Origin of the sequence: Halorarum salinum (assembly GCF_013402875.1) — an archaeon.
Lineage (GTDB): Archaea > Halobacteriota > Halobacteria > Halobacteriales > Haloferacaceae > Halorarum > Halorarum salinum.
In genome coordinates, this window is the sequence record NZ_CP058579.1 from 1,408,058 (window position 1) to 1,421,327 (window position 13,270).

General features: G+C 71.3%; 15 protein-coding genes. 9 read left to right on the forward strand and 6 right to left on the reverse strand.

Translation table 11 applies throughout. The features are described from left to right. Positions 1 to 21: 21 nt before the first annotated feature. Positions 22 to 282 carry a hypothetical protein gene (locus HUG12_RS21665; RefSeq protein ID WP_246308150.1) on the reverse strand — a complete coding sequence of 87 codons (261 nt, stop codon included), beginning with the start codon at positions 280 to 282 and terminating at the stop codon, positions 22 to 24. Between the two features lie 273 nt (positions 283 to 555). Between HUG12_RS21665 and HUG12_RS21845 the strand changes: the two genes are divergently transcribed. The 3 genes from HUG12_RS21845 to HUG12_RS06695 all read left to right on the forward strand — a co-directional run bounded on the left by HUG12_RS21845 (position 556) and on the right by HUG12_RS06695 (position 3,529). After that, complete coding sequence (locus HUG12_RS21845) at positions 556 to 687, forward strand: hypothetical protein (protein ID WP_281362332.1); 132 nt, start codon at positions 556 to 558, stop codon at positions 685 to 687. 433 nt (positions 688 to 1,120) lie between these two features. Continuing rightward, entirely contained in the window at positions 1,121 to 1,870 is a 750-nt protein-coding gene (locus HUG12_RS06690) for a DUF2270 domain-containing protein (protein WP_179268023.1), read from the forward strand. A gap of 288 nt (positions 1,871 to 2,158) precedes the next feature. Beyond that, positions 2,159 to 3,529, forward strand: a complete 1,371-nt coding sequence (locus HUG12_RS06695) for a hemolysin family protein (protein WP_179268024.1) — start codon at positions 2,159 to 2,161, stop codon at positions 3,527 to 3,529. A gap of 24 nt (positions 3,530 to 3,553) precedes the next feature. Here HUG12_RS06695 and HUG12_RS06700 read toward each other — a convergent pair whose 3' ends face one another. Beyond that, positions 3,554 to 4,561 carry an AI-2E family transporter gene (locus HUG12_RS06700; protein ID WP_179268025.1) on the reverse strand — a complete coding sequence of 336 codons (1,008 nt, stop codon included), beginning with the start codon at positions 4,559 to 4,561 and terminating at the stop codon, positions 3,554 to 3,556. A gap of 155 nt (positions 4,562 to 4,716) precedes the next feature. Between HUG12_RS06700 and HUG12_RS06705 the strand changes: the two genes are divergently transcribed. Together HUG12_RS06705 and HUG12_RS06710 are read left to right on the forward strand one after the other, a co-directional pair. Beyond that, a complete protein-coding gene (locus tag HUG12_RS06705) occupies positions 4,717 to 4,932 on the forward strand; it encodes a hypothetical protein (RefSeq protein WP_179268026.1) in 216 nt (71 codons plus the stop codon). A 108-nt stretch (positions 4,933 to 5,040) separates the two neighbouring features. After that, complete coding sequence (locus HUG12_RS06710) at positions 5,041 to 5,226, forward strand: PhlB family protein (protein WP_179268027.1); 186 nt, start codon at positions 5,041 to 5,043, stop codon at positions 5,224 to 5,226. Between the two features lie 78 nt (positions 5,227 to 5,304). Here HUG12_RS06710 and HUG12_RS06715 read toward each other — a convergent pair whose 3' ends face one another. Further along, positions 5,305 to 5,937, reverse strand: a complete 633-nt coding sequence (locus HUG12_RS06715) for a metallophosphoesterase family protein (protein ID WP_179268028.1) — start codon at positions 5,935 to 5,937, stop codon at positions 5,305 to 5,307. 243 nt (positions 5,938 to 6,180) lie between these two features. On the opposite strand from HUG12_RS06715, the gene HUG12_RS06720 reads away from it, so the two are divergent. The 4 genes from HUG12_RS06720 (at position 6,181) to HUG12_RS06735 (ending at position 9,080) form a co-directional block, all read left to right on the forward strand. Next, a complete protein-coding gene (locus tag HUG12_RS06720; RefSeq protein ID WP_179268029.1) occupies positions 6,181 to 6,672 on the forward strand; it encodes a YciE/YciF ferroxidase family protein in 492 nt (163 codons plus the stop codon). A 157-nt stretch (positions 6,673 to 6,829) separates the two neighbouring features. Continuing rightward, complete coding sequence (locus HUG12_RS06725) at positions 6,830 to 7,777, forward strand: hypothetical protein (protein WP_179268030.1); 948 nt, start codon at positions 6,830 to 6,832, stop codon at positions 7,775 to 7,777. 51 nt (positions 7,778 to 7,828) lie between these two features. Further along, entirely contained in the window at positions 7,829 to 8,113 is a 285-nt protein-coding gene (locus HUG12_RS06730; RefSeq protein WP_179268031.1) for a hypothetical protein, read from the forward strand. Positions 8,114 to 8,132: 19 nt separating this feature from the next. After that, positions 8,133 to 9,080: an endonuclease/exonuclease/phosphatase family protein gene (locus tag HUG12_RS06735; protein ID WP_218836416.1), complete on the forward strand. Its 948-nt coding sequence runs from the start codon at positions 8,133 to 8,135 to the stop codon at positions 9,078 to 9,080. Positions 9,081 to 9,142: 62 nt separating this feature from the next. On the opposite strand, the gene HUG12_RS06740 is transcribed toward HUG12_RS06735, so the two are convergent. The 3 genes from HUG12_RS06740 to HUG12_RS06750 form a co-directional block, all read right to left on the reverse strand. Then, complete coding sequence (locus HUG12_RS06740; RefSeq protein ID WP_179268032.1) at positions 9,143 to 9,478, reverse strand: HalOD1 output domain-containing protein; 336 nt, start codon at positions 9,476 to 9,478, stop codon at positions 9,143 to 9,145. A 115-nt stretch (positions 9,479 to 9,593) separates the two neighbouring features. Next, positions 9,594 to 11,765, reverse strand: a complete 2,172-nt coding sequence (locus HUG12_RS06745; protein WP_179268033.1) for a bacterio-opsin activator domain-containing protein — start codon at positions 11,763 to 11,765, stop codon at positions 9,594 to 9,596. Between the two features lie 292 nt (positions 11,766 to 12,057). Then, complete coding sequence (locus HUG12_RS06750; protein ID WP_179268034.1) at positions 12,058 to 13,269, reverse strand: ABC transporter ATP-binding protein; 1,212 nt, start codon at positions 13,267 to 13,269, stop codon at positions 12,058 to 12,060. Position 13,270 lies beyond the last annotated feature (1 nt).

Here is a 13,270-nt window from a genome sequence, read left to right on the forward strand (position 1 = left end):
CGACGCGGATCCGGAACGGAGCTAGCCGTCGGAGGATGCCCCGGCCGTCGCGTTCCCGTGGTCGACGACCGTCCGCAGGACGACGAGGTCCCGGCGCATGCGCTCGGCGCCGAGCGCGTCCATCTCCCGCTCGAAGTAGTCGGCGAACGCGGCGAGTCGGTCGTGGAGGCTCCCGGACCCGGTGTCTCCGACGTTCGGCATCGCGTCCGTGAGGTAGACGACCCGCGTCTCGTACGCCTCGTCGCCGGCGTGGTCCTCGACGAGGAGGCCGGCGGTTCGCATGCCCGCGTCGAGGTCGGTTCCGCCGTCTGCACCGAGGCTCTCGACGGTTTCGTTGACGTCGTTTCGCGACTCGCCGACCGCCCCGAACTCGCGGACGACCGCGCGTCGTCGTCGTAGGCGACGATTCCCAGGCGGTCCTCCGGGCCGAGGTGACCGACGAGCGTTCGGAGCGCCGACCTCGCGGCGGACATCTTGGTCGTCGTCTCCGGGTTCGACGGCGTCCCGTTCCCGTCGTAGTAGTACCGTCCGATGCCGTCGGACGTCGAACCGGACGTGTCCACGACGACCACGAGGTTCAGCTTCTTCCGCTCGAAGTCGGTCCGCGGGATCCCGGAGTTCGGTCCGACCGCCAGGTACCGCTCGGTCTCGTTCGAGAGCGGGTCCGTCGAGGTGGCGCGGCCGTAGGAGGGACAGAAGCGCTCCTCGCACGGCCGTGACTGGCCCGTGTCGAAGTAGTAGTCGTGGAACAGTCCCTCCGAGGTGACGTCCGTCGGCCGGGGGACGTAACCGTCGTGGACGTCGTCCCGAAACGCGTTCGCGTCCCGTGCGCCGCCGACCGAGAGGCCGACGCTGCCGCCGGATCCCGAACTGCTCACGCAGCCGGGGACGGCGAGCAGCGTCGCGACCAGCAGCGCCGCGGCCGTCCGTGGCATATCCGGTTCCTTCGGCGGAAACATGATGATAATTTGGTAGGATGGGAGGGCGATTTCATCGACGGACCGGACGGGGACGGACGGCGTCGCGAGGAGGCGTTCGCGCCGAGACGGCGCGGGCGAGTACGCGGAGACGGCGTAGGCAGGCCAGCAGGGGTTTTCCTCCTACCGATCCAACTGACCGTATGCCAGCGCGAGACGGCGGGGCCGACCCGGCGGACGGGGAGAGCCACTCGGCTGACGACCCGACGGACCTCTCGGACGGGGAGGCGGAGATCGGACGCGAGATGGCCGAGGACGTCACCGAGATGAGTTCCGTGCTCGGGGACGCCTATCGCGGGGAACTCGACCGGGAGACGACGTGGCGGTCGCGGCTCGACCAGACGACCTCGTGGGCGGTGACGGTCATGGCGGCCATCCTGACTTGGGCGTTCTCGAGCCCCGACAACCCCCACTACATCGTCCTCGTCGGCGTGGTGACCGCGGCGGTCTTCCTCCTCATCGAGGCGCGCCGCTACCGGGACTACGACGTGTACCGCTCGCGCGTCCGACTCTTCCAGGCGAACCTGCTCGCGGACGCGCTCGACCCCTCGCAGGGGCTCGAACACTCGGACTGGCGGGCGGAGCTGAGCCGGGACTACCGGCGGCCGACGCTGAAGGTGTCGATCATCGAGGCGGTCGGGAACCGCCTGCGCCGCGTGTACGCCGCGCTGCTTACGGTCCTGCTCGCCGCCTGGCTCTTCCGCATCGGCGCGTTCGCCCCGGACGAGGGGTGGCGGACGACCGCCGCCATCGCGGACGTCCCGGGCGTCGTCGTGCTCGGACTCGTCGGCGCCTTCTACGCCGTCGTCTACGCGGTCGCGTTCTGGCCGCGTGACCGCGAGGCGATGGGCGAGTTCCGGGAGGGCAGGCCCGGCGAGTGGAAGAGGGACTGAGTCGCCACGGCCCGAGTCACCACGGTCGTTCCGTTTCGTTCGTCCGGTTCCGTCGCTCCAGCCCGTTCGTTCCGCCTGGCCGTTCACGTCCGTCCGTTCCGTCCGGCTCGGGCCGGACGCCACCGTTTAGTGGCGTCCTCGCGTCTGCGTACGCATGTTCCGCCCGCCTCCGCTCCACGGTCGCCCCCGTCCGCGTCCGCCCGAACTGGGTCCGGACCGGCAGCCGAACCCTGCCCGGCGTCGGAGCTCCGACCGACGGCTCGACCCCTGTCGGCGACGGGGTGGCTCGTGGTAGACCTCCTCGTCTCCACGGGACGGCTCCTCGCGGCGTTCTTCCTCGTGTTCCTGAACGGCTTCTTCGTCGCCGCCGAGTTCGCCTTCGTCCGCGTCCGCTCGACGGCGGTCGACCAGCTCGTCGAGGAGGGCAGGTCGGGAGCACCGCTGTTACAGGAGATCATGGGGAACCTGGACGACTACCTCGCGGTCACACAGCTCGGCATCACCATCGCCTCGCTGGGGCTGGGCTGGATCGGCGAGCCGGCGGTCGCGGCGCTCATCGAGCCGGTGCTCGAACCGCTGCTCCCCGCGAGCGCCATCCACCTCGTCGCCTTCGGGGTCGGCTTCGGCTTCATCACGTTCCTCCACGTCGTCTTCGGGGAGCTCGCCCCCAAGACCATCGCCATCCAGCGGGCCGAGCAGCTCTCGCTGTTCGTCGCGCCGCCGATGAAGTTCTTCTACTACCTGTTCGTCCCCGGCATCGTCGTGTTCAACGGGACTGCGAACTTCTTCACCCGCCTCGTCGGCATCCCGCCCGCCTCCGAGACGGACGAGACGCTCCAGGAGGAGGAGCTCCTGATGCTTCTCACCCGCTCGGGCAAGGAGGGCGACGTCGACATGGAGGAGGTCGAGATGATAGAGCGCGTCTTCGAACTCGACGACATCACGGTCCGCGAGGTGATGGTCCCGCGCCCGGACGTGGTGAGCGTCCCGGCGGACCTCCCGCTCGCGGACCTCCGCTCTGTCATCCTCGAGGAGGGGCACACCCGGTACCCCGTCGTCGACGCCGACGAGGGCGATCAGGTGGTCGGGTTCGTCGACGTGAAGGACGTGATTCGGGCGAGCGAGTCCGGCCGGGCCGACTCGGGAACCGTCACGGCCGAGGACCTCGCACGGGAGATCCAGTTCGTCCCCGAGACCACCCGGATCAACGACCTCCTGCTGGAGTTCCAGAAGGGCCGGAGCCAGATGGCCGCGGTCATCGACGAGTGGGGCGCCTTCGAGGGCCTCGCGACCGTCGAGGACGTCGTCGAGGTCGTCGTCGGGGACCTCCGCGACGAGTTCGACGCCGACGAACGCGAGCCCGGAATCCGCCGCCGTGACGACGGGACCTACGCCGTCGACGGGAGCGTCCCTATCTCGCAGCTCAACGAGTCGCTCGAGGTCGAGTTCCGGAGCGAGGGGTTCGAGACGGTTGCCGGGCTCGTGCTCGACCGGCTCGGGCGCGCGCCGGAGGCCGGCGACGTCGTCGAGGCGAACGGCTACCGGTTCGAGGTGACGCGGGTCGACGGCGCCCGCATCTCGACGGTGGCGGTCCGGGGCGCGGACGGCGAACGACCCGAACGGGAGGGGACCCGGGGGACGGACGCCCCCGGCGAGTAGCCGCCGGCCCTACGCGGGGCGGCGTCACGCGCGCGTCCGGGGCCCGTACTCCTCCCGGTACACGTCGAGCGTCGCGCGGAGCGCGCCGATGATGACCGGGCCGAAGAAGATGCCCATGAACCCGAGGACGTAGACGCCCCCGAGGACGCCGATGATGATGACGCTCGGGTTGACCTTCGCGTACCGGTCCACGACGATGGGGCGCAGGTAGTCGTCGGAGATCCCGACGACGATCGTCCCGTACACCAGCAGCAGCAGCGCCGGAACCGGCTGGCCGATGGCGAACAGGTAGACCACGGCGGGGCCCCAGACCATGAACGAGCCGACGATCGGCAGGAGCGACAGGACGACCATCACCGCGGTCCAGAACGTCGCGTTCGGGACGCCCGTGGCGAACAGCCCCAGCCCCGCGAGCACGCCCTGCACGAGGGCGACGAGGACGTGTCCGACCAGCACCGCGCCCATGATGCCGTCCAGCCGGGCGTAGAGGTCCGCCTGTACGCGGTCGGGCAGCGGCGTCGTCGCCCGGAGCCAGCCGAGGAGGCGCTCGCCGTCCTTCAGGAAGTAGAAGAGGAGGAACACGGTCAGCCCCAGTCCGAGGACCGTGTGCGCGAGGACGCCGAAGGCCCCGAGGAGGCTGCCGACCCCCTCGGTCCCGACCTCCCCGACCGCCGTCCGGAGCATCTCGGTCAGGTCGACCTCCTGCCCGGTGAGTTCGAGCAGGAACTGCTCGACCCCGGCGAGCGTGAGTTCGCCCTCCCTGAGCCCCTCGAGGAGCGATATCGCCTCGGAGGCGGTGACGCGGACCACGACGACGAGCGGCACGATCACCGCGACGGTCGCGGCGGTGACGAGGACCCCGGCCGCGGTCCGGGGGGCCATCCGGCCGACGAGCCTGCGCTGGAGCGGCGCGAGGACGTACGCCAGCAGCACGGCGAGGAGGAAGTACTGCAGGAACGGCAACACCAACGCCACGGAGAACAGCAGCAGGATGCCGACGAGCACCAGCAGCAACCCCGTGGCGGCCTTCATGGCTGAAACTCGGGCTGAACCGGCAAAAGTCGTGGCCCGGTCGGACCGTGCGGGACCGGGGGAGGCGTGTCGGGATGGAGGACCCGCGCAGTCCGGTCGACGCGTTGCGAGCGCAACCCCGTCGTAAACGACCCTGGGGCGGCAACGGACCCGCCATGGCCGAGGAGAACGATCCGAACGAACGCGACGAGGAGGCCGCCTCGAACGACGGGGACGGCGAGGACGGGGAGAACCAGTACGGGGGCGGCGACGGGGACGTCGACGCCGTCGAGCAGACCGAGCGCGTCACCGACGGGGAGGACCCGGATGAGGACGAAAACGGGGACGAGGGGGAGGAAACGGGGGACGCCGGCGGTTCGGACCGCGAGTAGCCCCCGGTCGGCCCGGCGGGGCACGCTTCGGCCGTCGCGGTCGGACCGAACACCCTCCCGCGGGCCACCCGACGCCTTTTCAGCGGGCGGGGTCTAGGGAACCCGACCATGGGACTGATCGACGCGCTCAGGGACGCGCTGACTCCGGATACGGAGGCGGGCGTCGTACACGAGTGCGCCGACTGCAGGACGGTCGTCGACGAGCCCCGCCGGCGGTGCCCGGAGTGCGGTTCGACCGAGATCGTCGAACGGGAGGGGTTCGAGTTCCGGCCGGCCGGCGAGCGCCGCCAGTGAGGCGGCCGAACGGACGGGCCGAACCCGTCGAAACGGCGCCGTCCTCGACGCGCCCCGTCCGGGGGAACCGACCGCGGCTCACGCTGGGAGGCCGTGCCGTTCGAGCGTCAGGTCCGACGGGTCGAGCAGGTAGTACCCTTCCCAGGCGGGCGCGAGGCTGACCACGCGCGTCCCGCGGATCTCCGCCTCGCGGTGCGTGTGGTGGTGGCCGACGAGGCAGAGATCCGGGTCGGTCGCGTCGAGCAGGTCGGTGACGTGCTCGCAGCCGGGGTCGTAGCCGTACGAGAGCAACCCGGTCGGCGCCTCGTGGGTCAGGAGGACGTCCACGTCCGTCAGCGCGGCGACCCGCTCGACGTCCTCGCGCGTGAAGTGGCGGCGTCGGTCGCCCGCGAGTTCGCTCCGCGGCAGGTCGTACTTCGTCGGCGCGTAGTTCCCCGAGAGCCCGGCGACCCGCAGGCCCCCGACCTCCGCGACCGTGCCGGCGAGCAGGTGCGCGTTCCGCACGCCCGGCGGCGGCTCGCCGTCCCGGAGGGCGTCGATGGCGTCCAGGTCCTCGTTGTTGCCGGCGACGAACCACGTCGGCGCGGGGAGGTCGTACCACTCCAGGTCGCCGACCTGTAACGCAGCGTCGGGGTCGACGGCGTCGTAGGCGGCCAGGAGCGCCTCCCGGTTGTCGGCGTCGGCCGCGTGTGCGTCTCCGAGAACGAGCACGGCGACCGTTGGCGCGGAACGGGCCTAATCCTTGCCCCGACGATCCGGACGGTTCCTCGCGGGTCCCGACGCGGTGGAGGAACCGGTCGGTCCGGCGCTCTCCGGTCGCGGCCGCGCCGGACCGACCGGTTCGTCCGCGTAAGGATACCCTTCGGAACGCCCGTCGCGAGGTAGCGTGGGCCCCGGACCGGAAACGGACGGGTACCAATGTGGCGCGGCGTCGAACCAGAACCCGGTGATACGATGACCGTGAGTTCACTACAGCAACTGTTCGAGCACGAACTGGAGGACATCTACTACGCCGAGCACGAACTGCTCGACGTGCTCGAGGAACTGGCCGAGAGCACCGAGAACGAGGAGGCCGTCCGGGCGTTCGAGGAGCACCGCGACGAGACGCAGGGGCACGTCGACAGGCTGGAGGAGGTGTTCGAGATGATCGGCGAACCGCCCGAGGAGGAGGAGTGCGAGGGCATCCAGGGGCTGATCAGGGAACACGAAGGGTTCATCGAGCGGGACCCCGACCAGGGGATCCTCGACGTGTACAACCTGACGGCCGCACAGAAGACCGAGCACTACGAGATCGCCGCCTACGGCAACCTCGCGGTGCTGGCCGATCGGCTCGGAATGAGCGAGGCGGGCGACCTCCTCCACGAGAACTTAGAGGAGGAGGAGGCGACCCTCGAGACGCTGAAGGACCTGACCAGCGACTTCGACTACGAGCAGCTTCGGGAGTAGCGCCGGCACCCCGGGAACGCGGCTCCCCCGAGCACCCGTCCGGCCGTCGCCTAGGACGTTCGACCGCCCGCGGCGTCCGTCCTCGGACCGGGCCGATCGACCGAAGCAGCTGCCGGGCACACCCTTTTGCGGACGCGGACCGAACGGGAACGGTGGCATGAGCGAGCTCGGCAGCGGCTTCTGGGAGGAGTTGCGGGAACGGAGCGAGGCCGTCGAACCCGGGGCCGTGCTGGTGACGCCGGTCTCCGGGAGACAGTTCACGGTCGAGTCGACCTACGCGGACCACGTCGCCGTCCGGTTCCGGGACGGCGGCGAGGAGCGGCGGCTCTGGCGCGAGCAGTTCGAGGTGTTCGCACGGCGGCTGGACGAGGGTCCCGTCGCGGTCGCGGAGCTCCCGCCGGGCGTCGAGCCGTACGCGGTCCTGGTGAGCCTCCTCGAGGGGTACGTCGCCGACGGCGAGACCCTCGCACGTGCGTCCGACGCGGAACCCGACGAGGGCGGGGAGCTCGGCGGGAGCCCGTATCTCGTCCCGCCCGAGGAGGCCCGAACGCGACCCGAGCGGCTCCACGACGACGCCCTGTTGCTCTCGGACCTCCTCGAGCGGCTGGACGCCGCCGACCCGGCGTCGCTCGACACGGACTCGCTGACCGACCTGTACGTCCTGCTCTCGGACGTCCAGCACGGCTCAGACCGGCTCCGGCAGTCGTCCCGGGACCCGCTTCTGGGCCGTCTCGGCCCGGGCCAGGAGCTCCACGGCCGGTTCGGGACGGTCCGTCGGACGACCCGCGAGCGCAGGCGGCCGAAGGACGACGAGACGGTCCTTGACGCGCTCGACCGCCACGGCATCCCCCACGAGTGGGTGCTGGGAATCGACCCGGACAGGCTGGACGTCGTGCTCGCCGTGACCGACGTCACGGAGGACGAGGTGTACGACGTCGACGAGCAGGTGTACGTCCAGAAGACCGGCGTCGACGAGGGGGAGAAGTACTCGCGGCTACGGGGGCTCGCCGACCGGATCGACCGGCTCGAGGGGGCCGAGCGCGAGGACCTCAGGGAGGAACTCACGGACCTCGAGGCGCGTCTCGACGAGGCGCTCTCGGCGTGACGCGGCGACCCGCCACCAACCGCTTTGGGCGTGGCCGTCGAAGGCGGCCACGTGAAGCCCCACGAGATCGCCTTCCTCGAGGAGATCGCCGACAACCGCTCGGCGAGCATCGCGTCGGCGATGCGGGACGGCACGGCCGACGTGGAACTGGTCGAGAGCGAGAGCCGCCTCACCGTCCACGGGCGACTGTGGGTTCGCGGCTACCTGACCGACCGGTTCTCCATGTACAGGGCCGGAACGACCGGGAACCCGAACCTCACGGCGGAGGACCTGGAACGCATCGCGGAGTTCGTCGACGAGCACCAGGCGGGGTTCGCGGCGGAACTCTACTCGTGAGGAGGACGGCGCCCGAGCCATGACCGACCGACCCACTGCCGAGACCGGGGGAGTGGACGACGACGCCGGCGAATCGGACACCGCCGGCGGAACGGACGCCTCCCCGGAACGAGCCGAGGACCGGGAGCGGATCGACACGGACGGGGAGGCCGGCGATTACAGGCCGGACATGTTGCGCGTGATGACGTACAACGTCCGCTACGCCAATCCCAACGACGGGGAGAACGTCTGGCCGAACCGGCGCGACCACGTGGCGACGGCGATCCGGTTCCACAAGCCGGACCTCGTCGGCCTGCAGGAGGCCGTCCACGGCCAGCTAGAGGACCTCCGGACGCGCCTCCCCGACTTCGAGTGGCTCGCCGCCGGCCGCCCCGCGGAGGGAACCGCCGGCGAGTACGTGCCGATCGGCTACCGGCGCAACCGGTTCGAACCCGCCGACGACGGATCCTTCTGGCTGTCGGAGACCCCCGACGCTCCCGGTCGCGGGTGGGACGCCGCGCTCCCGCGACTCGTCCACTACGTTCGCTTCCGGGACCGGGCGACCGGGGTCGCGTTCCGTCACTTCAACACCCACTTCGACCACCGGGGCGGGACGGCCCGACGGCGGAGCGCCGAACTGCTTCGCGACCGGGTCGACGAACTGGCCTCCGACGATCCGATCGTCGTCACCGGCGACTTCAACTCCCGGGAGTCGACGGAGCCGTACCGGGTCCTGACCGAGGAGGGCGGGCACCGCCGGTCGCTGACCGACACCCACCGCATCTCGAAACACCCCCACCACGGCCCCTCGACGAGCATGACCGATTTCGGCAACCTCATCCCGCAGAAGAAGATCGACCACGTGCTCGTGTCGCCCGGAGCCGAGGTGATCAACCACGGGAGCTGTTCGGACACCTACGGCGACGGCCGCTACCCGTCGGACCACCTCCCGGTCGTCGCCGACGTGTCGCTCCCGGATCGCCGGTGACCCATCGCCGGTACCCGGTCAGGGGGGACCGGCGTCGTGGGGGGGCCGACTCGCCCCAGGAATCAGTCGTCGAGCGGCGACGGCTCGGGGGTCGACTCCGACCCGGACGAGACCGGTTCACCCGTGCTCGACCCGGACGCGGCGACGTCGATCTCCCCCCGTCCGTCGACGGCCACCGAACAGCCGGCGAGTTCGAACTCGATCCGCATCCGCACGTCGTCCCTGCCGTCGAAGCGGCTGACCAGCCGATCCAGCGCGTCCGGGTCGACGACGTCGTTCAGTTGCTCCACGTCCATCGGGTCGACCCCCAGCGTCTCGGCGACGGCGACGGCGACGTCGACGCTGACGGACCGATCCGCCGGCCGGACGGCGCCCGGGTTCGATTCGCTACGTCTCACGTAGACTCGAAACGACCTGAAGCGGATAGGCGTTCGTCGTAGATAGCTACCCCTCGGCGACCCGGATGGGGTTAGATAACTAGCCCCCGCTCGCCGGGCGCGGGCGGGCGGGCGGCTACTCGGAACCGAACAGCAGGTCGAACAGCTTCCGCTCGCCCTCCCGGATGTGGCGGCTCACCGTCGGCTGGGAGACCCCCAGGCTCCCGGCGAGTTCCTGGGCGGTCGTCTCGCGCGGCCACTCGAAGAACCCGCACACGTGGGCGGCCTCGATCACCTCGGCCTGTCGGTCGGTCAGCCGCGTCTCGAACTCCGACTGGAACGCCCCGCGGGAACGGATCGGCTCGTCAACCCCGCGCCGGGCGACCAGTTCCACCTCGTCGTACCGGGCCTCGAACAGTTCCACGAACGTCCTGAGGTCGGCGCTCCGCGGGATGCGGATCACGAACCGGCCGTCGCCGTCCGCGGCCGTGATCGTGCGGGGAATCGCGCCCCGGTCCACGAGCACCGAGACGAGCGCGGTCTCGGCCAGCGTACAGCTGAACAGCGAGCCACCCTCCCGATCCGCGACGAGCGTGACGTCCTCGAGGGGCGAGCGCTCCCCGAACTCGACGACCCGCGCGGCGGTGGCCCCGCTGATCGTGAAGAACGCGCGCAACCGCTCGTCGTCGAGGACGACGTTCTCGAACTCGAACTCGCTCCCCGTCCCCTCGACGAACCCGAGGATTGGGTCGGTCTCGTCGACGACGCGGAACTCGAGTTCGACCGACTCCTCGTTCACCAGCGCCTGCCTGCGTTCGAGCGCGTTCAGCGCGTAGCCCATCGTCCGTCCGAGTTCGGCGAACACCTCCGTCTCCGCGTCCGTGAACGCGTCGGTCCGGTCGGTGTACAGCCCCAGGACCCCGTAGAGGGCGTCCCGGTGGACGAGCGGGACCGCGACGATCGAGCCGTACCCCCGCTCGAGCGCCGCCCGTTGCCAGGGGTCGAACGGCGGGTCCGGGGCTGCGGCGCTCAGGGCGCGGGTCTCCCGGGTGCGGGCCGCCACCTCCGTCGGCTCCCCGCGGGGGACCTCCCCGTCGCCGGCGGTGACCGCGTCGAGGTAGCCGTCTCCGTCGCCGGCCGACGCCTCCGGGGAGAGCGTTCCGGCCCCGCGGTCGTACGTCCCGATCCAGGCGAACCGGAACGGCCCGGAGGCGACGAGCCGGTCACACGCCGTGGTCACCACCTCCTCGCGGCTCGTCGCCCGGATCAGGTCCCCGACGATGCCGCGGATGATCGCGTTGCTGCGCCGGACGCGTTCGAGCGTCGCGTCCCGCGCCTCCAGCGCCTCCGCCCGCTCGCGGAGCGCCCGTTCCCGGTCGACCCGCTCGAACGCGGCGACGGCGATCCCGGCCAGGAGCTCCGACAGGTGGACGTCGACCGCCGAGCACGGGCGTTCCCCGGTCGCGCCGGTCACGAACGCGCCGTGCTCCCCGAGCGGGAGGACGACGGCGCTCCGCAGCGACGCGTCGGATTCGGCCGGGGCCGTCCCCGCGGACGGGTCGTCGTACACGGTCCCCTCCTGCGTGACGAACGCCTGCCAGGGCAGGTCCTCCCCCGACGCGAGGAGCCGGCCGTCGCCGACCAGCCCCGAGACCGCCTCCGTCCGCGCGGCGGGGCGCAGCCGACCGCTCCCCTCGTCGTACAGCTGGACCGCCGTGATCGGGAACCCGACCGCGTCGCCGGCGCCCTCGACGACGACGTCGGAGATCTCCCGGTCCGAGTCGGCCGCCCTCAACCGCTTCGGGACGTCGGCGAGCGCCGCGAGCCCTCGATCGGCTGGCGGGCGCCCGGACCGATCCTTCCCGACCGCGGCGGGCCCGGTGAGCGCCCGGGAGCGACCGTCGCTCCGCTCCGTGTCCGTCCCCGTCGCGCGGCCCGTCAGGGCCGCGATCCGGTCGGCCAGCGCGAGCAGTCCGGCGCCGCCCGACCGGTGGAGGTACTCGACGCCGTCGACGGACCGCGCCTCGCGCGCGACGGCCTCGTCGTCCCGATCGGTGAAGAGGAGACAGGGGAGCGCGGGCCGCTCCTCCCGGACCCGTCGGAGGAACGAGAGCGCGTCGGCGTCCGGGAGGTCGGCGGTCGTCACGAGACAGTCCGGCGGCCGGTCCGCGAGGTGGTCCATCGCCCCCTCCGCGGCCCCCCGCGTCCGGACGGCGGCGCCCGGAACGTCGGCCTCCAGCGCGGCGACGGCGTCGGCTCTCCGGTCCCCGTCGCCGTCAACGTAGAGAATTCGGGTCGTAGCTGTCATCACACACCGGGCCGCGACGGGCGTCACCGCGCCCCGTTGGCGGTAGCGCGCGCACGCCGGCACAGATGGGTCAGCTTGGGACTCATCCGTAATGAAACCGGTGAACCGTCCGACCGGTTCGTTCGCGGACGGGAGCGGGTTCGGGGAGCAGGTTCGCGGACGGAAGCAGGTTCGCGTGACGGGGTTCAGTCCTGTTTCGCCGGTCCTCGCGCGACGGTTCCCGATCCGGTCACGTTCCCGGCGCAGTTCGACCCGGGTTCGGTTCGATCCCCGGCGCAGGTCGAACCCCGGGTCAGTTCGGCTCGGTCTCGCGGGTCCCCTCGATCCCGGCCGACCCGGTCGCCCCCGCCGCGTCGCCGGGCCCGGTCGCCTCCCCCCGGTCGGCGTCCCCGTCGAGGCCGTGGAGGATGGCCTCGCCCGTCTCCGCGTCGAACAGGTGGACGCACGCCCGGTCGAGTCGGAGGTCGTGGCTGGTGCCCGCCATCTCCTCGGTCAGGTCGGGGTCCGGGGGCGCCGAGACCAGCAGTTCGTCCTCGGGGCCGTCGCCCTCGAGGACGAAGTAGACGAACACCTCGTCGCCCACGGGTTCGACGACGTCGACGGTCGCCGGGAACGGGTCGGTCGGGTCCGTGAGGCCGTCGGTCCCGTCCGGGAGCGCGAGGTCCTCGGGCCGGATGCCGAGCGTGACCTCCCGGCCCGGCGAGAGGTCGAACCGGGCGGGGTCGAAGCCGACGTGGAACGAGCCCGTCCGGACGCCGTCGGCGTCGATCTCCCCGTCGAAGAAGTTCATGCTCGGCGAGCCGATGAAGCCGGCGACGAACGCGTTCGCCGGCTGGTTGTAACACTCCAGGGGCCTCGCGAACTGCTGGACCTTCCCCTCGTTCATCACCGCGAGCCGGTTCGACATCGTCATCGCCTCCTCCTGGTCGTGGGTGACGTAGACGATGGTGGCGTCCAGCTCCTTGTGGAGCCGCTGGAGTTCGGTCCGCATGTGGACCCGGAGCGCGGCGTCGAGGTTCGCCAGCGGCTCGTCCATGAGGAACACCTCCGGGTCGCGGACGATGGCCCGCGCGATGGCGACGCGCTGGCGCTGACCGCCGGAGAGCTCGTCGGGCATCCGGTCGAGCATCCCCTCCATCTGGACGGTCCCGGCGGCCCGCTCGACCCGCCGGTCGATCTCGTCGTCGTCGAAGTCGCGGAGGCGGAGCCCGAAGCTGATGTTGTCGTGGACGTCCATGTGCGGGAACAGCGCGATGTTCTGGAACACCATCGCGATGCCGCGGTCCTTCGGGGGCAGGTCCGTCACCTCCCGGCCGGCGATGGTGACCGTGCCCGACGTGGGCTTGGTCAGCCCCGCGATCATCTCCAGGGTCGTCGACTTCCCGCAGCCCGAGGGGCCGACGAGGGTCACGAACTCCCCGTCCCGAACGTCGAGCGAGACGTCGTCGACTGCCGTTACGTCCTCGTACCGCTTGATCAGGTTCTCGAGTGTGACGTTTCCCATG